The sequence below is a fragment of the Stenotrophomonas sp. Steno-Z2 genome (assembly GCF_056393235.1).
In genome coordinates this window covers 94,293-113,391 of record NZ_JBWJOY010000002.1, presented here as the reverse complement: position 1 = coordinate 113,391, position 19,099 = coordinate 94,293, and the positions used below count along the sequence as shown (strand labels likewise).

The window sequence follows — 19,099 nt, the reverse complement described above, 5'->3', positions numbered from 1 at the left end:
AAGGGACATGAAGAGCTTGGGACAGGGAGCCTTTGCGGCGGCATTGATCGTGCTGGCGATGGCAGGGTGCAGGAGGGACGAAGCGCAGGCGCCGGCGACGACGGCCAGCGACCAGGCTCCGGCCGCGGAGGCGCCGGCGGAAGGCGCGCCGGCGGCGGTGGAACTGCAGGACGTGATCGAGACCAATGCCCGCTACGTGCTGGGCATCAGTTACCCGCCTGCGGCCAACAAATACCCCGGTCTGGCCAGGGCCCTGTCCGACTATGCCGACCATGCCAAGGCCGAGCTGCTCAAGGCGGTGGACGAACTCGGCAACGACAAGCCCACCGCGCCCTACGAGCTGTCGCTGGCCTTCGACATGGCCGTGGACACGCCGCGCGTGGTGGCGGTGTCGGCCGAAGGCAGCAGCTATACCGGCGGCGCGCACGGCCAGCCGCTGGTGGCGCGCTTCGTCTGGCTGCCGGAGAAGGAACAGCTGCTGACCGCGCAGGCGCTGATCGATTCGCCCAAGGGCTGGCAGGCGGTCAGCGACTACACCAGCGACAAGCTGCTGGAGCAGGCGATGGTGCGCGCGCAGGGCCAGGAGATGACGCCGGAGGAGCAGCAGGCCCAGGTGCGCAACCTGTCGAAGATGATCGACGAGGGCACCGCGCCGGAGGCGGCCAATTTCGCGCAGTTCCAGCCGGTGATGGACGCCGCCGGCCGCATCGCCGCGCTGCGCTTCGTGTTCCCGCCGTACCAGGTCGGGCCGTACTCCGACGGTACGCAGACCGTGGACGTGCCGGCCGCGGTGCTGCTGCCGCACGTGGCCGCAGCCTACCGGGAGCTGTTCGCACACCCCTGAACCGTGGAGGCCAGCGATGGATGCAGGGCTGCAACGACGTGTCGAGGCACTGCTGCACGAGGCGGGCGTCACCCCCGGCGGGGAACGCCCGCAGGACATCGAGATCCTCGACCCGCGCTTCCATGCGCGGGTGCTGGCCGAAGGCTCGCTCGGCCTGGGCGAGAGCTACATGGACGGCTGGTGGCAGGCGCATTCGCTCGACGTGTTCCTTGCCCACCTGCTGGCGGCGCGGCTGGACGAGCGCGTGCATGGCGGCGGCGAGGTCTGGGACGCGCTCAAGGCCAAACTGTTCAACCTGCAGGCCGGGCAGGGCAGCTATGAGGTCGGCAGGCGCCATTACGACCTCGGCAACGACCTGTACCGGGCCATGCTCGGCAAGCGGCTGGTCTACAGCTGCGGTTACTGGCGCCAGGCCGACAACCTCGACGACGCGCAGGAAGCCAAGCTCGAGCTGATCTGCCGCAAGCTCGGCCTGCGCCCGGGCATGCGCGTGCTGGACATCGGCTGCGGCTGGGGCGAGGCGCTGAAGTACGCCGCCGAGCGCCATGGCGTGGAAGGCGTGGGCATCACCATCTCGCAGGAACAGGCGGTCTTCGCCCGCGAACTGTGCGCCGGCCTGCCGGTGGAGATCCGCCTGCAGGACTACCACGAGCTGGACGAGCCGTTCGATGCGATCCTGTCGGTGGGCATGTTCGAGCACGTCGGGGTCAAGAACTACCGCAGCTACTTCGAGGTGGCGCGGCGCTGCCTGCGCGAGGATGGCCTGTTCCTGCTGCACAGCATCGGCAGCAATGTCAGCCGCGACCGCACCGACCCGTGGATCGCCCGCTACATCTTCCCCAATTCCATGCTGCCCTCGGCCGCGCAGATCACCGCGGCGATGGAAGGTCTGTTCGTGCTGGAGGACTGGCACAACTTCGGCACCGACTACGACCGCACCCTGCAGGCGTGGCGGGCCAACGTGGAAGCGGCCTGGGACCGGCTGGACCCGCGCTACGACGAGCGCTTCCGGCGCATGTGGCGCTTCTACCTGGCCGGCTCGATGGCGACCTTCCGCACCCGCCACGCGCAGCTGTGGCAGCTGGTGCTGTCGCCGCACGGCGTGCCCGGCGGCTACCTGGGGGTGCGCTAGGCGCGTACCCGGAAGGCAGATCGGGTTGCAGGGGAGGCGCCGGCAGCGGGCTGCGTCGTATCGGGGGCCCCGGCCGCCGATGGCAGGACCGCTTGTCCATATTCCCCCGCCCAGATGCCATGGCTGCTGCCGGTGCCGGTGCCGGTGCCCGGGTGAATTTTCATTCATTCATTGATATTACATTTGTGTATTATATTCGCCGGCCCCGACCTTCTTCCCGGCGATGAGCAGCTTCGACCCCACCGAAACCCGCATCGACGCCACCTGCAACCGGTGGCCGGGGTTCCCGCGCGGGCCCGCAGTGCTGGTCCGGCTGGTCAAGGGCATCTACAAGGCGGTCCATGACCATGCCAACGCGGTGCTGCGCGACTACGACCTCTGCCATGCCGAATACAACGTGCTGATGATGCTGTACGGCACGCCGGACCGCGCGGTCAGCCCGTCCGAGCTGGCCGGCGCGGCCACCGAGAAGTCGGCCAACATCACCCGCCTGACCGACCTGCTGTGCCGCAAGGGGCTGCTGGAGCGCATCCCGCACCCGGAGGACCGGCGCAAGCTGGACCTGCGCCTGACCGGCAAAGGCGTGGCCTGCGTGGAGCGCATGCTGCCGGCCATGTCCGGCCTGCTGCTGCAGCAGGTGGAAGGGCTGAGCGGGACCGAACAGCAACAGCTCGAAGCGCTGCTGAAAAAGATGCTCGCCGGCATCGACGCGATCTGAGGCCGCGATGTCCGCCGTCCCATCCTCCGTCACCTCCAGTCCCGGGGTCGCCCCGTGGTACGCGGGCCTGCGCGATTTCCTGAAGGGCGAAGCCGACGCCTGGCTGTTCGTGCTGCGCGTGGCGCTGTCGTTCTTCGTCACCGGCTGGCTGGCCATGCGCATGGGCCTGCCGCAACCGGGTACGGCGATGATGACCACCATCATCGTCATGCACCGGCAGAGCGGCATGGTATTGGCCAAGGGCTTCTACCGCGTGCTCGGCACGCTGGTGGGCGCCGCCGCCGCGCTGGCGATCGTGGCGCTGTTCCCGCAGCAGCGCGAACCGTTCCTGCTGGTGATGGCGCTGTGGATCGGCGCCTGCGCCGCCGGCGCCACGCTGCACCGCAATTTCAAGTCCTACGCCTTCGTGCTGGCCGGCTACACCGCGGCCATCATCGCGCTGCCGGTGATCTCCACCCATCCCGGCCAGGTATTCGATTCGGCGGTGGCGCGCATCAGCGAGGTGATGCTGGGCCTGGTGGTCAGCGCGGTGATCAGCGATACCGTGCTGCCGGTGCGGCTGCGCGACACCCTGCGCGCGGCGGTCCGCGGGCAGTACGCCGACTTCCTGGAGTTCGTGCGCGAGGCGGTGCAGGGCGAACTGCCGCGCGAGCGCATGGAGCAGGCGCACCTGCGGGTGGTACGCGACGCGGTGACGCTGGAGGACCTGCGCAGCTCGGTGATCTTCGAAGACCCGGAGGCGCGCGCGCGCAGCCTGCACCTGCAGCAGTTCAACCAGCGCTTCATGGCGGCCTCGACCAGCTTCCAGTCCCTGCACCACCTGATCAACCGGCTGATGCGGATGCACGACACCAGCGCGGCGCAGTCACTGGTGGCGCTGTACCAGCCGCTGGGCAGCGCCCTGCAGCCGGCATCGTCGCTGCCGCCGGAAGCGCTGGCCGCGCGCATCCACGCCGTGCGCCAGGCCTTGCCCGGGCGCGCCGCGTCGCTGCGCGGAGGCCTCGGCGACGCCAGCCAGGCCGAGGACTTCGAGGTGGGCACCGGCCTGCTGCTGCGCTTCACGCACGAACTGGAAGCGTATGTGCGGGCCCGCGCGCGGCTGCTGGAGCGGGTGGTGGCTTCCCGCGGCGTGGAGCAGGTGCACTTCGTGCGCGGCAACGATCATGCCGGCGCCGGGCTGGCCTTCATCCGCACCACGGCGACGATGCTGCTGCTGGGCGCGTTCTGGGCCGCCACCGGCTGGCCGATGGGCGCCAACGCGATGCTGCTGGCGACCATCTTCTCCGGCCTGTTCGCCACGGTGCCCAACGCCGCGGGGCTGACCGTCAGGATGTCCGGCGGCTACCTGCTGGGCCTGGTGGCCGGCTACGTCTGCGAGTTCGAGGTGCTGACCCGGCTCGACGGTTACGCACTGCTGGTGGCGGGCATCCTGCCGTTCTTCGTCGTCGGCCCGTACCTGACCACCCGCCCCAGGCTGGCGGCGCTCGGCCTGGGCTACGCGATGGGCTTCGTCAACATCCTCGCGCTGGGCAACGCGATGGTGTTCGATGCGCAGCACTTCTTCAACGACAGCCTGTCGCAGCTGGTCGCGCTGGCCGCGGCGCTGGCGAGCTTCATGCTGCTGCCCTCGGTGGCCGGTTCGTCGTGGCTGCGGCGGCGGCAGATGGCGGCGCTGCGGGCGCAGGTGCGCCTTGCCGCGCAGGGCCCGCTGCCCGGGCTGAGACAGCGGTTCGAGAGCATGAACAGCGACCTGGTGCACCAGATCGTGGCGCATGCCACGCCCGGCAGCGAGGACTCGCGGCGGCTGCTGGCCTGGGCGCTGGCGGTCAACGAGACGGGGCGCGCGCTGATCCATCTGCGCGAGGACGTCGCGCGCGAACCCCTGTCCGGCCCGCTGCACCCGCAGGTGGACGCGGCGGTGGCGGCGCTGGCCGATTTCTTCCAGCAGCCGTCCCGCCACGCCTGGTGGCGCGCCGACCAGCAGCTGCGGCAGGCCAGCGACGCCGCGCGCGCCGAGGCCGGCCAGCGCGGCGTGGCGCGGCAGGTACTGCGCCACCTGCGGCTGGTGCGCCTGGCGATGGTCGACGACCACTCGGTGATGGCGGCCTACATCGTCGCCACCGATCCCAACCCGGAGGAACCGCCCCGTGCCCATTGAAATCGCTTTCGGCGGCAGCCTGTTTCCCGGCCTGCTGGTGCTGTTCTGCGTGGTCTGCGTCCTGCTGTGGGCGCTGGACGCGCTGGCGGGGCGGCGCGGCTGGTACCGCCATGTCTGGCACCCGTCGCTGTTCCGCATCGCGGTTTTCACCTGCCTGTTCGGCGGCCTGGGCCTGTTGCTGTTCTGAGAGATTGCCGATGACCCCCAAGACCCAATCCCTGCTCCGTTTCTCCATTACCGCCGTGGTCGTCGCGATCGCGGCGCTGGTCGCCATCGCGATGTGGCGCCATTACATGTATTCGCCCTGGACCCGCGAGGGTCGCCTGCGTGCGGAAGTGGTGCGGGTGGCGCCGGACGTCTCCGGGCCGGTGACCCGCGTGGCCGTGCAGGACAACCAGAAGGTCAGCCGTGGCGATGTGCTGTTCACCATCGACGAGGCGCGCTACCGCAATGCGCTCGCACAGGCGCGCGGCAACCTGGCCGCGGCGCAGGCCGCCGCGCGCGCCGCCGGCGCCAGCATCCAGGCCGCTTCGGCCGGCGCCGCGCAGCAGAGCGTCAACGCGGCCCGCTACGAGCTGCAGTACCAGCGCCGCCAGCGCATTGCCGGCAGCCTGATTTCCGAGGAATCGCGCAGCGACGCGCTCAGCGCCGCGCAGGCCGCCCGTGCCGGGGTCGCGCAGGCGCAGGCCAGCCGCCAGCAGGCCAGTGCCGCGCAGCAGCAGGCACTGGCGGCGGTGGAACAGGCCCAGGCCGCGCTGGCCACCGCCGAGCTGAACCTGGAACGCACCCGGGTGCGCGCGCCGGTGGACGGTTACGTCACCAACCTGGAGGTCCGCCAGGGCGACTACGCCAGTGCCGGTGCCGCGCGCCTGGCGCTGATCGATACCGCCTCGTTCTGGGTGTACGGCTACTTCGAGGAAACCAAGCTCGCGCAGCTGCATGTCGGCGACGGCGCGAGGATCGAGCTGATGAGCGGGCAGACCCTGCATGGCCACATCGAGAGCATCGCCCATGGCATCACCGATGCGGACAGCCCGACCGGCACCGACCTGCTGGCCAACGTCAACCCGACCTACAACTGGGTGCGCCTGGCGCAGCGCATCCCGGTGCGGATCAGACTGGACAAGGGCACGGTGCGCGACGGCGTCGTGCTGGCCAACGGCATGACGGCGACGGTGGTGGTGGAGGGCAGGGGCTGAAGCGCCGCCTGGCACCGGTTGGCGACGGTGGATGAAAGAACGCCCGGCATTGCCGGGCGTTCTTCTTTCCACGCGCTGTGACGCTTACTTGCTGGTCGAATCCGAGGTCAGGCCCCGCTTTTCCAGCAGCGGCTCGATCTGCGGCTCGTGGCCGGCGAAGTTGCGGAACAGTTCCATCGCATCGGCGCTGCCGCCGCGCGACAGCAGGGTCTTGCGGAAGTGGTCGCCGTTGGCGCGCGACAGGCCGCCGTGGTCGCGGAACCACTTCTGGGTGTTGGCGTCCAGCACCTCGGACCAGATGTAGGCGTAGTAGCCGGCCGAGTAACCGCCCATGATGTGGCTGAAGTAGGTGGTGCGGTAGCGCGGCGGCACCGGCGCGTAGTAGATGCCGTCCTTGACCAGGGCGTCATGCTCGAACTTGACCACGTCCTGCGGCGCGGGCACCTGGTCGACGCCGATCTGGTGCCAGCTCTGGTCCAGCATCGCCGCGCCCAGGTATTCGGTGGTGGCGAAGCCCTGGTTGAACTTGGAGGCGGCGACCACCTTGTCCAGCAGCGCCTGCGGCATCGCCGAGCCGTTCTGGTGGTGCCTGGCGTAGTTGGCCAGGATGGTCGGCTCGTCGGCCCACATTTCGTTGACCTGCGAGGGGAACTCGACGAAGTCGCGCGGCACCGCGGTGCCCGAGAAGTAGGGGTACTTCACGTTGGAGAACATGCCGTGCAGGGCGTGGCCGAACTCGTGGAAGGTGGTGGTCACCTCGTCCCAGGTCAGCAGGGTCGGCTGGCCGGCCGGCGGCTTGGGAATGTTGAGGTGGTTGGCCACCACCGGCTTGTTGCCGGTCAGCGCCGACTGCGACACGTAGGAGTTCATCCACGCGCCACCGCGCTTGGACTCGCGCGCGTACGGGTCGAAGATGAAGATCGCCAGCTGGCTGCCGTCGGCGTCGAACACGTCGTAGACGGTGACGTCGTCGTGGTACACCGGCAGGTCGGTGCGCTGCTTGAAGCTCAGGCCGTATTCCTTGCCCGCGGCGAAGAACACGCCGTTCTCCAGCACGTTCTTCAGTTCGAAGTAGGGCTTGAGCTGCGATTCGTCGAAGTCGTACTTGGCCTGGCGCACCTTCTCGCTGTAGAAGGCCCAGTCCCACGGCTGCAGTTCGAAGGTCGGCTTGCCGGCGGCCTTCTGCTCGCGGTCGATCATGGCCTGCAGGTCGGCGGCCTCGCGCCTGGCGTTGGCCACGGCGGCCGGGGCCAGCTGGCCGAGCATGGCGTTGACCGCTTCCGGGGTCTTGGCGGTCTGGTTGCCCAGGCCATAGGCGGCGTAGTTCGGGAAGCCCATCAGCGCGGCCTTCTGCGCGCGCAGGGTCATGATGCGCGAGACCAGCGCGGTGTTGTCGTACTCGCCGCCCTTGCTGCCGCGCGAGATCGAGGTTTCGTAGATCTTCTGGCGCAGGGCGCGGTCGGTGAGGTTGGTCAGCGCCGGCTGGCCGGTGGTGTTGAGCAGGGCGATGACGTACTTGCCGTCCAGCTTGCGCGCCTTGGCGGCTTCCGCGGCGGCGGCGATCTGGCCATCGGACAGGCCGTCCAGCTGCTTCACGTCGTCGACCACGATGTACGAGGCGTTGACCTCGGCCAGCACGTTCTGGCTGAACCTGGTGCCCAGGTTGGCCAGCTCGGCGTTGATCTCCTTGAGTTTGGCCTTGTCGGCGTCGGACAGCCTGGCGCCGGCGCGCACGAAGTTGTCGTGGTACTTCTCGACCAGGCGCACGCCTTCGGCGTCCAGGCCGAGCGTGTCGCGCTTGTCGTACAGGGCCTTGATGCGCTCGAACAGCTTGCCGTTGAGGTTGATGGCGTCGCTGTGGGCGGCGAAGCGGGCCGAGTAGTCGGCCTGCAGCTTCTTGCGCGCATCGTTGGTGTCGGCGCCGATCAGCGAGAAGAACACGGTGGTGGCGCGGTCGAGGATGGCGCCGCTGTTTTCCAGCGCGATCAGGGTGTTGTCGAAGGTCGGGGCCGCCGGGTTGTTGGCGATGGCCTCCACTTCCTTGAGCTGCTGCGCCATGCCGGCGTCGAAGGCCGGCGCGAAGTCGGTGTCCTTGATCCTGTCGAACTGCGGGTAGTGCAGCGGCAGCGGACTTTCGGCGAAGAACGGGTTGGCCTGCTGGGCGGTCTGGCCGGTGGCGGCGTTGGCGGCCAGGCTGTAGGCCGGCAGGGCGACGCCCAGGGACACGGCCAGGGCGAGAGCAAGACGGGTGTTCAAGTCGGAAACTCCGGAAAATACTGAACCCCGAGGGTAACCCGCCGGCCCCGGCCGGCGGGTGTGTCGAATGGCAGGGTTGCGGTGGAAAGCCGGCTGTTGCAAGCCGTTGGCCCCGCGATGGCGTACGCTGGGTACCCGCCCGGAGCCCGCCGTGACCGTCGCCACCGATTTCGAACTGACCGCCCTGGACGGCACGCCGCTGCCGCTGTCGGCCTACGCCGGCAAGGTGCTGCTGGTGGTCAATACCGCCTCGCGCTGCGGTTTCACCCCGCAGTACGCGGGGCTGGAGCGGCTGTGGCGCGGATATGCGGCGCGCGGGCTGGTGGTGCTGGGCTGCCCCTGCGACCAGTTCGGCCACCAGGAGCCAGGCGACGCGGCGGCGATCGAGGCCTTCTGCCGCCTGGACTACGGCGTCAGCTTCCCGATGTCGGCCAAGCTGCAGGTCAATGGCGCCGGCGCCCACCCCCTGTGGCGCTGGCTGCAGCGCGAGAAGCGCGGGGCATTGGGAACCGCCGCGATCAAGTGGAATTTCAGCAAGTTCCTGGTCGGCCGCGACGGGCGGGTGATCGCCCGCTATGCGCCAACCGCGCGCCCGGAATCGCTGGAAGACGACATCCGGGCGGCGCTGGGCTGAGTCAGGCCGCCAACTCCAGCCGGCGGACGTTCTTCAGGTCGACCTGTTGACGGGCCACCCACAGATCGTGGGCGTCCTGCATCGCCAGCCAGCTTTCCGGGCTGCGGCCCAGGGCCTTGGACAGGCGCAGTGCCATTTCCGGACTGACGCGGCTGCTGCCGTTGAGCACCCGGCTGAGGGTGGAGGCCGCGACCCCCAGCTTCTCAGCCAGTTCCCGGCCGCTGATGTTGTTGGGTTCGAGATAGACGCCGGTGATGAACTCACCGGGATGCGGAGGATTGTGCATGTTCATCAGTGATAGTCCTCATAGTCCAGCACGTAGGCGTTGCCGTCCTTGAACTCGAAGGTGATGCGCCAGTTGGCGTTGACGGCAATGGACCAACGCCCCTTCATTCCGCCTTTCAGCGGATGCAGGCGGAACCCGGGGATGTCCATGTCCTCGATGGTCTGTGCCGTATCGAGCGCGGTCAGCTGGAGGCGCAGCCGCCTGGCGTGATCGGCCTGCACGCCCGCCGTGCTTCCCGTCTCGAAGAGCCTGCACAGTCCCTTGTGCCGGAACGACTTGATCATGTGGCCGATCATAGCATGTTGCGCATCGCGCAACATGCCTGGGCTTCGCCCGCCGGCCGCCGGTTCGTGCGTACAGGCGTTCCCCGCAGAGGGTGCCTGCAGACCTACTTCTCGACGAAGGCGCGCTCAAACACGTAATGCCCCGGCGAGCCGATGCGCGGGGAGACCTCGAAGCCGCGCGCGTCCAGCACGCCGCGCAGGTCGGCCAGCATCTGCGGGCTGCCGCAGATCATGAAGCGGTCGTTGGCCGGGTCGAACGCCGGCAGGCCGAGGGTCCTGGGCATCTCGCCGGTTTCCATCAGCGTGGTCAGGCGGCCGTGGTTGCGGAACGGTTCGCGGGTGACCGCCGGGTAATACAGCAGCTTGTCGCGGACGATGTCGCCGAGGATCTCGTCCTCGAACAGTTCCTTCTCGAAGTAATCGCGGTAGGCCAGGTCGCGCTCGAAGCGCACGCCATGGCAGACGATGACCTTGTCGAAACGCTCGTAGGTCTCCGGGTCCTTGACGATGCTCAGCCATGGCGCCAGGCCGGTGCCGGTGCCCAGCAGGTACAGGTGCCGGCCCGGATGCAGGTCGCTGATCAGCAAGGTGCCGGTGGGCTTCCTGCCGACCAGGACGGTGTCGCCTGGCTTGAGGTGCTGTAGGCGCGAGGTCAGCGGGCCGTCCTGCACCTTGATGCTGAAGAAGTGCAGCTGTTCTTCCCAGTTGGCGCTGGCGATGGAGTAGGCGCGCATCAACGGGCGGGCGCCCTCGTTCTCCAGGCCGATCATCACGAACTGGCCGTTCTCGAAGCGGAAGCCGTTGTCGCGGGTGGTGGAAAAGCTGAAGTAGGCGTCCGTCCAGTGACGGACTTCGAGCACCGTTTCGGTGCCGTAAGCGGAAGACATGCCGGGATTCTTCGGGGGGGATCGAAACCGCCGCATTCTAGCAAACCGGCCCGGACCGGCCAGGATGCGACCGTTTGTCGCGCCTGGCGGTGTCCTGGAGGACAGGTTTGCTTTCGGGGGCTTGCCGGGGAAGTCCGTGCCGGGCAAGCCGCCGCCTGCGTGATGCGACAAACACGGAGTGCGTGGATGCGGGCCAGGGCCGGGCGGTCAGCGATAGCCGGCCGCCTGCAGCTCGAACAGCTCGGCGTAGCGGCCGCCTTCAGCCATCAGCTCGGCGTGGGTGCCGCTGGCCTCGATGCGGCCGTCGGCCAGCACCAGGATGCGGTCGGCCATGCGTACCGACGAGAAGCGGTGCGAGATCAGCACCGCGGTGCGCTGCTCGGACAGTTCCTTGAAGCGCTGGAACACCTCGAACTCGGCGCGCGCGTCCAGCGCGGCGGTGGGCTCGTCGAGGATCATCACCTGCGCATCGCGCATGTAGGCGCGGGCGATGGCGATCTTCTGCCACTGGCCGCCGGACAGGTCCACGCCGCTCTTGAAGCGCCGCCCGATCAACTGCTCATAGCCCTCCGGCAGCGCCTCGATCACCTCGTCGGCCAGCGCCCGCCGCGCGGCGCCACGGATGCGTACCGCGTCGGACATCGCATCGACCTGGCCGACGCCGATGTTCTCGCCGGCCGACAGGTGGTAGCGCACGAAATCCTGGAAGATCACCCCCATGTTGGCGCGCAGGTCGTCCAGGTCGTAGTCGCGCAGGTCGCGCCCGTCGAGCAGGATGCGGCCCTCGTCCGGGTCGTAGAGCCGCGCCAGCAGCTTGACCAGGGTGGTCTTGCCGGCGCCGTTCTCGCCGACCAGGGCGATCACCTCGCCGGCGCGCAGCTGGAAATCGAGGTGGCGCACCGCCCAGCGTTCGGCATCCGGGTAGCGGAAGCCGACGTTCTCGAACACGAAGCCCGCGCGGATCGGGCGCGGTACCGGCAGTGCGTCCGGGCACGAGCGGATTTCCGGCTCGATGGCGAAGAACGAGAACAGGTCGTCCAGGTACAGCGCCTGCCCGGCGACCTGCGAGAAACCGGTGAGCAGGCCCTCCAGCAGCTGGCGCAGGCGCAGGAAACTGCCCGACAGGAAGGTCAGGTCGCCGATGCTGAAATCGCCGCGGATCGTGCGCCAGGCGATGTAGGCGTAGGCGGCGTAATAGCCCAGCGTGCCCAGCGCCGCCAGCAGGGTGCCCCAGAACGCGCGCTTGCGCGCCAGCGTGCGGTTGGCGCGGTAGAAGCGCTCGGCCAGCAGCCGGTAGCGGTCGATCAGGAAGCGGTGGAGGTTGAAGATCTTCACCTCCTTGGCGGTTTCCACGCTGGCGCCGACCTGGCGCAGGTAGTCGAGCTGGCGCCGTTCCGGGGTCCAGCTGTAGTTGAGCGAATAGCCCAGCGTGTTGAAGTGCGATTCGCCGAGGAAGGCCGGCACCAGCGCCAGCGCCAGCAGGGCGATCAGCCAGGGCGCGTAGGCCACCAGGCCGGCGGCGAAGCTGATCACGGTGACCGCGTCCTGCGCCTGGCCGAGCAGCTGGCTCATCAGGTTCATGCGGCCCATGGTCTGGCGCCGGGCGCGGTCGAGCTTGTCCTGCAGTTCCGGGTCCTCGAAGTCCTCCAGGTCCAGTTCGGCGGCATGCTCCATCAGGCGCACGCTGGTGGCGTTGGTGAACAGCTCGGACAGCAGCGTGTCGGCGTAGTTGACCACCCGCCCCAGCAGGTCCGAGCCGATGGCGATGCCCAGTTCCAGCGCCAGCAGTTGCAGCAGGGTGTCCAGGTGGCCGCTGGCCAGGGCCTCGCCCAGCGGCGGCATGGCGCCGGCGCCGGCCAGGCGCACGGCCTCGTCGATGATCAGCTTGCCCACGTACAGCATGGCCACCGGCAGCAGCGCGCGCAGCAGGCGCAGGCACAGGCTGGCCAGGGTCAGGGCGGGGCTGGTCTGCCATATCTGCCGCAGGAACGGCGGCAGGTTGCGCATGGCGTCCATGCGCTCGCGGAAACTGGGGCGCTGGCCGGCGGCGGAAACGGGAGCGGTGGGCGCGTGCGGCATGCGGGACTCGGGCGGCGGGGCCGGATCAGGTTAACCGCTGCCCGTCGGGTTCAGCCGTTGTCGTCCAGGTCGATGTCGCCCATGCGCGCGTCGCCGGCGCCGTCCGGGTTGTCGCGCACCGCACGGCCGCGTGGGCCGAAGGAATGGCTGCCGCCGTCGACGTTGAGGTGGCTGCGTATGCCGCGCACGCCTTCGATGGTGGCCACCCGCGCTTCCACCTGCTGCCTGGTCGCCGCGTCCGGTACATCGCCGGACAGGGTGACATGGCCGTCCTTGACCTGCACCAGCACCTGCGAGGACCGGCCCTGCGCGCCGAGCGCGCGCACCACCTCGTCGCCGATCAGGGCGTCGGAACGTTCCATGGCCATGGCCGTCTCCTGCGGAAAGGGAGTTGCACCATGGCGCAGGCGCCGTGAGCGCCCCGTCACCTCAGCGGCGCGGGCCTTCCGGTGGCGGCGGGTCGGAGGACTGCAGCGCCACCGGCAGGTGCCAGCCGTAGTGCATCGCCATCATCCGCAGGCCGAAGCACAGCCCGGCGCCGGCCAGCGCGCAGGGCAGGGCCGGCAGCCCGAGCCAGTAGCCCAGCGCCACCACCGCCGCGCCGGCCAGTGCGGCCACCGCGTACAGCTCGGCCTGCAGCACCAGCGGCACCTGCGCCAGCAGCACGTCGCGGGCGATGCCGCCGCCGATGCCGGTGAGCATGCCCAGCGCCGCGGCCATCGGCGGGGCGATGCCGAAGGCCAGCGCCTTCTGCGTGCCGGCCACGGCGAACAGCGCCAGGCCCATCGCGTCGAACATGCGCACCGGGTACTGCAGCCGTTCGATCAGCGGCGCCCAGTAGAAGGTGACCACGCCGGCTGCCAGGGTGATGGCCGGATAGCGCCAGTCGCTGATCGCCGCCACCGGGGTGGCGCCGATCAGCAGGTCGCGGGTGATGCCGCCGGCCAGCGCGGCGGCGAAGGACAGCACCAGCACGCCGAAGATGTCTAGCCGCCGGCGCACCCCCATCGTCGCGCCGGACAGGGCGAAGACGAAGGTGCCGATGAGGTCGAGGATCAGGACCAGGGTTTCCATGCGGCGGTATTGTGCGGCCTGCCGCCAGCGGCGGCCATCGCGGCCGCGGGACGGGCGCCGCTTCCCGCCGGGAAGCGGCGGGCCGGTCAGGGCAGCGGCGGCAGCAGGCCGGCGCCGAGGCGGTTCCAGGCGTTGATGACCGCCACCGCCATGCTCAGGTCGCTGATGCCCTTGGCGTCGAAATGCGGCGCCAGCGCGTCGAAGGCGGCCTGCGACGGGGCGCCTTCGGGCAGGCGGGTCAGGGCTTCGGCCCAGCCCAGCGCGGCGCGCTCGCGTTCGTCGAAGAAGCGGCTTTCGTGCCAGGCCGGCAGGGTGTCCAGCTTGCGCGGCTCGATCCCGGCCTTGCGCAGCGAGGTGGCGTGCATGTCCATGCAGTATCCGCAGCCGTTGATCTGCGAGACGCGCAGGAACACCAGTTCCAGCAGGTCGTGCTCCAGCGACGCCGAGTGCACGGCCTGGCTGGTCGCCAGCAGGGCCTTGAACGCATCGGCGGCCAGGCGGGTGTAGGGAACGCGGGGGGAGGTGCTGCTCATCGGAAAGGCTCCAGTTGGCGGCCGGCAGTGGCCGCCTTCATTGCAAGGACGCGCCAGCGCCGCCGGCCGTGACAAGGGCGCGCAGTTTGTGCGGGTTGAGCACGCTGTAGATGCGCGCGATGCGGTCGCCATCGACCACGATGGTGGTCACCGAATGCAGGTGGTCGCCATCGAAACGCAGGATCGCCGGCTCGCCGTTGACGCTGCCCAGCCGCGCCGGATGGGTGCCGCCGCGGCGCGCGATGGCCCAGAACAGCTGGCCGATTCGCTGGGCGCCGAGCAGCGGCCGGATCGCCGCGGTGACCACCCCGCCGCCGTCGGAGATCAGCTGCGCGTTGGCGTGCAGCAGGGCCTGGAGGGCGGCGCTGTCGCCCCGCTGCGAGGCCTCCATGAAGCGCGCCAGCAACCGCCGGTGCTGGCCGGCATCGGCGGCAAAGCGCGGCCGCCCTTCCTGCAGGCGCCGGCGCGCGCGGTGCACCAGCTGGCGGCAATTGGCTTCGCTGTGGCCGAGCAGGCCGGCGATGACCGCGTAGTCGTGGTCGAACGCCTCCTTGAGCAGGAAGGCGGCGCGTTCCTCCGGGCCGAGCTGCTCGAGCAGGGCCAGGAAGGCCAGCGACACGTCCTCGGCCAGGGCGTGGACCTGGGTGGGATCGGGCGCGGGCGGAAGGTCGGCGGCGATGTGCAGCGGCTCGGGAAGCCAGGGCCCCACGTAGTCCAGGCGCTGGCGCGTGGCCGCGCGCAGCCGGTCCAGGCCGAGCCGGGTGGTGGCGGTGACCAGCCAGGCCTCCGGATCGGCGATGGCGGCGGTATCGGCGCCGGCCCAGCGCAGCCAGGCGTCCTGGACCACGTCCTCGGCGTCTGCGCGGCTGCCGAGCAGGCGGTAGGCCAGCGCCAGCAGGCGCGGGCGGTGGTGCTGGAAGGTGTCGGTCATGTCCATGCGGGAAGGACGCGGCAGCGCGTGCCGGCGTGACGGCGGGGAGCCGCTACTTTGCCTCACCGGCCGGCAGGTGGCCGCGGACGGTGCGTTGCAGCGCCGCCATGGCCTGCAGGGCGCCCGCCATGGACGGCAGGGCGTAAAATGCCCGGCTCAACCCCCGCCAGCCCTGAGCAAGCCGTGACATCGATCAAGCAGGAAGACCTCATCCAGTCCATCGCCGACGCGCTGCAGTACATCTCGTATTACCACCCGGTCGACTACATCAAAAACCTTGCCGCCGCCTACGAGCGCGAGGAGTCGCCGGCTGCGAAGGAGGCGATGGCGCAGATCCTGATCAACTCGCGCATGTGCGCCGAGGGCCACCGCCCGATCTGCCAGGACACCGGCATCGTCACCGTGTTCCTCGAGATCGGCATGAACGTGCGCTGGGACGACGCCACCATGGGCGTGGAGGACATGGCCAACGAGGGCATCCGCCGCGCCTACGCCTACCCGGACAACAAGCTGCGCGCCTCGGTGCTGGCCGACCCGGCCGGCAAGCGCACCAATACGAAGGACAACACGCCGGGCGTGGTCAACGTGAAGGTCGTGCCGGGCGACACCGTCGAGGTGATCGTCGCCGCCAAGGGCGGCGGTTCGGAGGCCAAGAGCAAGTTCGCCATGCTCAACCCGTCCGACTCCATCGTCGACTGGGTGCTCAAGACCGTGCCGACCATGGGCGCGGGCTGGTGCCCGCCGGGCATGCTCGGCATCGGCATCGGCGGCACCGCCGAAAAGGCGATGCTGCTGGCCAAGGAAGCGCTGATGGAGCCGATCGACATCAACGACCTCAAGGCCCGCGGCCCCTCCAACCGCGCCGAGGAGCTGCGCCTGGAGCTGTACGACAAGGTCAACGCGCTGGGCATCGGCGCCCAGGGCCTGGGCGGCCTGACCACGGTGCTGGACATCAAGGTCAAGGATTACCCGACCCACGCCGCCAACCTGCCGGTGGCGATGATCCCCAACTGCGCCGCCACCCGCCACGCGCACTTCACCCTGGACGGCAGCGGCCCGGTGATGCTGGACCCGCCGTCGCTGGAAGACTGGCCGCAGATCACCTACGACGCTTCCAAGGGCACCCGCGTCGACCTGGACACCGTCACCCCGGAAGAAGTCGCCAGCTGGAAGCCGGGCCAGACCCTGCTGCTCAACGGCAAGCTGCTGACCGGCCGCGACGCCGCGCACAAGCGCATGGTCGACATGCTCAACAAGGGCGAGCCGCTGCCGGTGGACCTGAAGGGGCGTTTCATCTACTACGTGGGCCCGGTCGACCCGGTGCGCGACGAAGTGGTGGGCCCGGCCGGCCCGACCACCGCCACCCGCATGGACAAGTTCACCCGCCAGATCCTGGAGCAGACCGGCCTGCTGGGCATGGTCGGCAAGGCCGAGCGCGGCCCGGCGGCGATCGAGGCGATCCGCGACAACAAGTCGGCCTACCTGATGGCGGTCGGCGGCTCGGCCTACCTGGTGTCCAAGGCGATCAAGGCCTCGAAGGTCGTCGGCTTCGCCGACCTGGGCATGGAGGCGATCTACGAGTTCACCGTGCAGGACATGCCGGTGACCGTGGCGGTCGATTCCACCGGCGAGTCGGTGCACAGGACCGGCCCGCGCGAATGGCAGGCCCGCATCGGCAAGATTCCGGTGGTGGTGGAATAAGACCACCGCGTCCGAAGTGGCATTGAAACGGCCCGGGCGTATGCTCGGGCTGTTTTCATTCGGGACTGCGGACATGCGTACAGGATGGCGGGCGGGTCTGGTCGGCGTATCGCTGCTGCTGGCGGGCTGCGCCAGCGACGGGGCCTGGCGCAGCCCGCCACGCGACGATCCGGCCGCCTGCGTGAGCTACTGCCAGAAGGCCTACCAGCTCTGCAGCGCCAATCCGCGCAGCTACGGCGATTGCGGCCAGGCCAGCCGCGACAACCAGTGCGACAGGATCACCAACCCCGAACTGCGCGGCGCCTGCCAGACCTCGCAGGCGTTCTGCCAGAACCGCTCGGTGGCCGCGGTCTGTGGCGAGAGGTTGAACAGCTGCATGTCCAGCTGCAATTGAGGCGGTGCGGCTGTGCCGGGCGCGGGCCGCGGCGGCGGTAAGATGTCGCTCCGCCTGCCAGGGAGCATTCCATGTCTGTCGTCCTGTACGGATCGCAAAGCACTGCTTCGCTGGTCGTGCACTGGCTGCTGATCGAACTGGGCATCGAGCATGAACTGCACCAGCTCGATTTCGAGCGGGGCGAACAGAAATCTCCCGGCTATCTGGCGATCAATCCGGCCGGGCGAGTGCCGACGCTGCTGATCGACGGGCAGGTGCTCACCGAATCGGCGGCCATCGCCATGCACCTGGCCGACCTGCATCCGCAGGCCGGCCTGGCGCCACCGCCGGGCACCCCGGCGCGCGGCGACTATTACCGCTGGATGTGCTTCTGCGTCTACACCCTGATGCCGGCCTACCGTGCCTGGTTCTACCCGCACGAGCCGGCCGGCGAGGCCAACACCGGCGCGGTGAAGGAACGCGCCCGCGTGCAGCTGGAGGCGGCCTGGCAGCAGGTGGCCGACCATCTGCAGGACGGCGGGCCGTACATGCTGGGCGCGCAGCTCTCGGCCGTGGATTTCGTGTTGACCATGCTGATGCGCTGGTCGCGCAACATGCCGTGCCCGACCGACGCTTGGCCGGTGCTGGCCGCGCATGCGCGGCGGATGAAGGATCGTCCCGCGCTGGCCGAGGTCTATCGCCGCGAGGGCATCAGCGACTGGAGCTGAGGCGCGGCACCATTCGGTTGCGGGGGGAGCGGGCAGCAGCGCGCAGCGGTTGGCCCGTCAATCCACGTAGTCGTCAAATTTGCGTCCGCCCTGGAACGGCATCAGGTGCTGGCGCACGATGCCCTTGGGCACGGTCTCCAGCTTCATCACGCCGTACTCCTGCGGCCACTGCGCCTGGTCGCGCGGCAGCTTGAACGTGCCCATCAGCATGTCCACCAGCGGCAGGTGGATGGCGTAGTTCACGTCGATGTAGTCCTTCTGCCGGGCGTGGTGCCAGTGGTGGTAACGCGGCAGCACCACCAGGTACTCCAGCCAGCCGAAACGGATGCCCAGGTTGGCATGGGCCAGCACCGCCTGCAGGCCGACCAGGATCACGTAGGCGTTCACCGCCGGGGTGGAGAAGCCCAGGACCAGCAGCGGCAGCAGCACCGCACTGCGGGTCATCACGATCTCGATGAAATGGATGCGCGAGCCGGCCAGCCAGTCCATGTGCCGGCTGGAATGGTGCACGGCGTGGAAGCGCCACAGCCAAGGAACATTGTGGTACGCGCGGTGCAGCAGCGCCTGCGCCATGTCGGCCACGAACACCGCGATCAGGAACTGTGCCCAGACCGGCAGCGACTGGATCGCCGCCTTCAGCGACGGGAACGCCGCCAGCCCGGCGATGGTGGAGGTGGAGGCGGTGACCAGGATCAGGATGAACTGCACCAGCACGTGGCTCATGAAGAAATAGCCCACGTCGGTGCGCCAGCCCGGCCGCAGCGGCGACAGCATGCGCTTGCCCAGGTAGCGCTCCAGCGGCACGAACACCAGCGCCGAGAAGAACAGCGACAGCACGAACCAGTCCAGCCCCAGCGAGTAGGGGGTCTGGCCGATGGCGTCGAACTGCACGTTGGTGCCGCCGAACAGCACCGCCAGCGTGGCGCTGCCGACGCCGAGGGTGGCGATGCGCTTGTTGCGGTCGCGCAGGATGGCCAGGGTGCCAAGGATGAAGGCGGCGGCCAGCCCGACCAGCAGCAGGTGGCGGGCGAACTGCTCGTTGTAGACGGCGCGGAACTCGCGGCTGGTCAGCAGTTCGGGGAAGTGGAAGCAGGCCACCGCCATCAGGCTCAGCAGCCCCAGCAGCGCGGAGGCATAGGCGAAGAAGGAGCGGTGCGGTCGGGCCATGCGCGGACTTCCTGTCGAAGATGGCCGGATTCTGCCTGTGCGCAAGGAACGGCGACAAGCCCGCCCACGCAGTGGCCCGTAGGAGCGGCTTCAGCCGCGAAGGGGCTCTACCGAC

The 19,099-nt window shown here is 69.3% G+C and carries 20 protein-coding genes; 10 read left to right on the top strand and 10 right to left on the bottom strand.

The genetic code is table 11. The features are described 5' to 3' along the window. Positions 1 to 7: 7 nt before the first annotated feature. The 6 genes from AC06FP_RS05545 to AC06FP_RS05520 all read left to right on the top strand — a co-directional run bounded on the left by AC06FP_RS05545 (position 8) and on the right by AC06FP_RS05520 (position 6,051). On the top strand, positions 8 to 844 hold the full coding sequence (locus AC06FP_RS05545) for a DUF3298 and DUF4163 domain-containing protein (RefSeq protein ID WP_478074828.1): 837 nt from the start codon (positions 8 to 10) through the stop codon (positions 842 to 844). 16 nt (positions 845 to 860) lie between these two features. Continuing rightward, on the top strand, positions 861 to 1,976 hold the full coding sequence (gene cfa, locus AC06FP_RS05540) for a cyclopropane fatty acyl phospholipid synthase (RefSeq protein ID WP_478074827.1): 1,116 nt from the start codon (positions 861 to 863) through the stop codon (positions 1,974 to 1,976). Positions 1,977 to 2,199: 223 nt separating this feature from the next. Next, positions 2,200 to 2,694 (top strand): MarR family winged helix-turn-helix transcriptional regulator, encoded by a 495-nt coding sequence (locus tag AC06FP_RS05535; protein ID WP_478074826.1) that lies wholly within the window; start codon positions 2,200 to 2,202, stop codon positions 2,692 to 2,694. A 7-nt stretch (positions 2,695 to 2,701) separates the two neighbouring features. Further along, positions 2,702 to 4,852, top strand: a complete 2,151-nt coding sequence (locus AC06FP_RS05530; RefSeq protein ID WP_478074825.1) for an FUSC family protein — start codon at positions 2,702 to 2,704, stop codon at positions 4,850 to 4,852. Then, on the top strand, positions 4,842 to 5,039 hold the full coding sequence (locus AC06FP_RS05525) for a DUF1656 domain-containing protein (protein ID WP_456119238.1): 198 nt from the start codon (positions 4,842 to 4,844) through the stop codon (positions 5,037 to 5,039). Before AC06FP_RS05530 ends, AC06FP_RS05525 begins: the two co-directional genes overlap by 11 nt. 10 nt (positions 5,040 to 5,049) lie before the next feature. Next, positions 5,050 to 6,051: an HlyD family secretion protein gene (locus tag AC06FP_RS05520; protein WP_478074824.1), complete on the top strand. Its 1,002-nt coding sequence runs from the start codon at positions 5,050 to 5,052 to the stop codon at positions 6,049 to 6,051. A gap of 84 nt (positions 6,052 to 6,135) precedes the next feature. Here the strand turns inward: AC06FP_RS05520 and AC06FP_RS05515 are convergent, their stop codons facing one another. Continuing rightward, on the bottom strand, positions 6,136 to 8,307 hold the full coding sequence (locus AC06FP_RS05515) for a M3 family metallopeptidase (RefSeq protein WP_478074823.1): 2,172 nt from the start codon (positions 8,305 to 8,307) through the stop codon (positions 6,136 to 6,138). 151 nt (positions 8,308 to 8,458) lie between these two features. Here AC06FP_RS05515 and AC06FP_RS05510 point away from each other — a divergent pair, with 151 nt between their 5' ends. Then, positions 8,459 to 8,941, top strand: a complete 483-nt coding sequence (locus AC06FP_RS05510) for a glutathione peroxidase (protein ID WP_456119241.1) — start codon at positions 8,459 to 8,461, stop codon at positions 8,939 to 8,941. Between the two features lies 1 nt (position 8,942). On the opposite strand, the gene AC06FP_RS05505 is transcribed toward AC06FP_RS05510, so the two are convergent. The 8 genes from AC06FP_RS05505 to AC06FP_RS05470 all read right to left on the bottom strand — a co-directional run bounded on the left by AC06FP_RS05505 (position 8,943) and on the right by AC06FP_RS05470 (position 15,021). Further along, entirely contained in the window at positions 8,943 to 9,233 is a 291-nt protein-coding gene (locus tag AC06FP_RS05505) for a HigA family addiction module antitoxin (protein ID WP_456119242.1), read from the bottom strand. After that, the gene (locus AC06FP_RS05500; protein ID WP_456119243.1) at positions 9,233 to 9,511 is read right to left on the bottom strand and encodes a type II toxin-antitoxin system RelE/ParE family toxin; all 279 of its coding nucleotides are present in this window, start codon (positions 9,509 to 9,511) and stop codon (positions 9,233 to 9,235) included. The genes AC06FP_RS05505 and AC06FP_RS05500 overlap by 1 nt, the downstream gene beginning before the upstream one ends. Positions 9,512 to 9,615: 104 nt before the next feature. Beyond that, positions 9,616 to 10,398, bottom strand: a complete 783-nt coding sequence (locus AC06FP_RS05495; RefSeq protein ID WP_456119244.1) for a ferredoxin--NADP reductase — start codon at positions 10,396 to 10,398, stop codon at positions 9,616 to 9,618. Positions 10,399 to 10,605: 207 nt separating this feature from the next. Next, the gene (locus tag AC06FP_RS05490; RefSeq protein ID WP_478074822.1) at positions 10,606 to 12,477 is read right to left on the bottom strand and encodes an ABC transporter ATP-binding protein; all 1,872 of its coding nucleotides are present in this window, start codon (positions 12,475 to 12,477) and stop codon (positions 10,606 to 10,608) included. Positions 12,478 to 12,527: 50 nt separating this feature from the next. Further along, the gene (locus AC06FP_RS05485; protein WP_478074821.1) at positions 12,528 to 12,845 is read right to left on the bottom strand and encodes a BON domain-containing protein; all 318 of its coding nucleotides are present in this window, start codon (positions 12,843 to 12,845) and stop codon (positions 12,528 to 12,530) included. A 61-nt stretch (positions 12,846 to 12,906) separates the two neighbouring features. Continuing rightward, complete coding sequence (locus tag AC06FP_RS05480; protein WP_478074820.1) at positions 12,907 to 13,551, bottom strand: trimeric intracellular cation channel family protein; 645 nt, start codon at positions 13,549 to 13,551, stop codon at positions 12,907 to 12,909. Between the two features lie 86 nt (positions 13,552 to 13,637). Further along, positions 13,638 to 14,084 (bottom strand): carboxymuconolactone decarboxylase family protein, encoded by a 447-nt coding sequence (locus AC06FP_RS05475; protein ID WP_478074819.1) that lies wholly within the window; start codon positions 14,082 to 14,084, stop codon positions 13,638 to 13,640. A gap of 37 nt (positions 14,085 to 14,121) precedes the next feature. Further along, entirely contained in the window at positions 14,122 to 15,021 is a 900-nt protein-coding gene (locus AC06FP_RS05470) for an RNA polymerase sigma-70 factor (protein ID WP_478074818.1), read from the bottom strand. A gap of 177 nt (positions 15,022 to 15,198) precedes the next feature. Between AC06FP_RS05470 and AC06FP_RS05465 the strand changes: the two genes are divergently transcribed. From AC06FP_RS05465 to AC06FP_RS05455, 3 genes are all read left to right on the top strand, one after another. Continuing rightward, on the top strand, positions 15,199 to 16,716 hold the full coding sequence (locus AC06FP_RS05465) for a fumarate hydratase (RefSeq protein WP_456119250.1): 1,518 nt from the start codon (positions 15,199 to 15,201) through the stop codon (positions 16,714 to 16,716). A 73-nt stretch (positions 16,717 to 16,789) separates the two neighbouring features. Next, on the top strand, positions 16,790 to 17,110 hold the full coding sequence (locus AC06FP_RS05460) for a hypothetical protein (protein WP_478074817.1): 321 nt from the start codon (positions 16,790 to 16,792) through the stop codon (positions 17,108 to 17,110). 71 nt (positions 17,111 to 17,181) lie between these two features. Further along, positions 17,182 to 17,817, top strand: coding sequence for a glutathione S-transferase family protein (locus AC06FP_RS05455; RefSeq protein WP_478074816.1), 636 nt, complete (start codon positions 17,182 to 17,184; stop codon positions 17,815 to 17,817). Positions 17,818 to 17,874: 57 nt separating this feature from the next. On the opposite strand, the gene AC06FP_RS05450 is transcribed toward AC06FP_RS05455, so the two are convergent. Further along, positions 17,875 to 18,984, bottom strand: a complete 1,110-nt coding sequence (locus tag AC06FP_RS05450) for a sterol desaturase family protein (RefSeq protein ID WP_456119253.1) — start codon at positions 18,982 to 18,984, stop codon at positions 17,875 to 17,877. Between the last annotated feature and the right edge of the window lie 115 nt (positions 18,985 to 19,099).

Excerpts from the sequence above, each read along its gene's own strand:
- AC06FP_RS05545 (WP_478074828.1), top strand. The coding sequence starts at position 8 with ATGAAGAGCTTGGGACAGGGAGCCTTTGCGGCGGCATTGATCGTGCTG.
- cfa (WP_478074827.1), top strand. The coding sequence starts at position 861 with ATGGATGCAGGGCTGCAACGACGTGTCGAGGCACTGCTGCACGAGGCG.
- AC06FP_RS05535 (WP_478074826.1), top strand. The coding sequence starts at position 2,200 with ATGAGCAGCTTCGACCCCACCGAAACCCGCATCGACGCCACCTGCAAC.
- AC06FP_RS05530 (WP_478074825.1), top strand. The coding sequence starts at position 2,702 with ATGTCCGCCGTCCCATCCTCCGTCACCTCCAGTCCCGGGGTCGCCCCG.
- AC06FP_RS05520 (WP_478074824.1), top strand. The coding sequence starts at position 5,050 with ATGACCCCCAAGACCCAATCCCTGCTCCGTTTCTCCATTACCGCCGTG.
- AC06FP_RS05505 (WP_456119242.1), bottom strand. The coding sequence starts at position 9,233 with ATGAACATGCACAATCCTCCGCATCCCGGTGAGTTCATCACCGGCGTC.
- AC06FP_RS05500 (WP_456119243.1), bottom strand. The coding sequence starts at position 9,511 with ATGATCAAGTCGTTCCGGCACAAGGGACTGTGCAGGCTCTTCGAGACG.
- AC06FP_RS05495 (WP_456119244.1), bottom strand. The coding sequence starts at position 10,398 with ATGTCTTCCGCTTACGGCACCGAAACGGTGCTCGAAGTCCGTCACTGG.
- AC06FP_RS05490 (WP_478074822.1), bottom strand. The coding sequence starts at position 12,477 with ATGCCGCACGCGCCCACCGCTCCCGTTTCCGCCGCCGGCCAGCGCCCC.
- AC06FP_RS05485 (WP_478074821.1), bottom strand. The coding sequence starts at position 12,845 with ATGGCCATGGAACGTTCCGACGCCCTGATCGGCGACGAGGTGGTGCGC.
- AC06FP_RS05480 (WP_478074820.1), bottom strand. The coding sequence starts at position 13,551 with ATGGAAACCCTGGTCCTGATCCTCGACCTCATCGGCACCTTCGTCTTC.
- AC06FP_RS05475 (WP_478074819.1), bottom strand. The coding sequence starts at position 14,084 with ATGAGCAGCACCTCCCCCCGCGTTCCCTACACCCGCCTGGCCGCCGAT.
- AC06FP_RS05470 (WP_478074818.1), bottom strand. The coding sequence starts at position 15,021 with ATGGACATGACCGACACCTTCCAGCACCACCGCCCGCGCCTGCTGGCG.
- AC06FP_RS05460 (WP_478074817.1), top strand. The coding sequence starts at position 16,790 with ATGCGTACAGGATGGCGGGCGGGTCTGGTCGGCGTATCGCTGCTGCTG.
- AC06FP_RS05455 (WP_478074816.1), top strand. The coding sequence starts at position 17,182 with ATGTCTGTCGTCCTGTACGGATCGCAAAGCACTGCTTCGCTGGTCGTG.
- AC06FP_RS05450 (WP_456119253.1), bottom strand. The coding sequence starts at position 18,984 with ATGGCCCGACCGCACCGCTCCTTCTTCGCCTATGCCTCCGCGCTGCTG.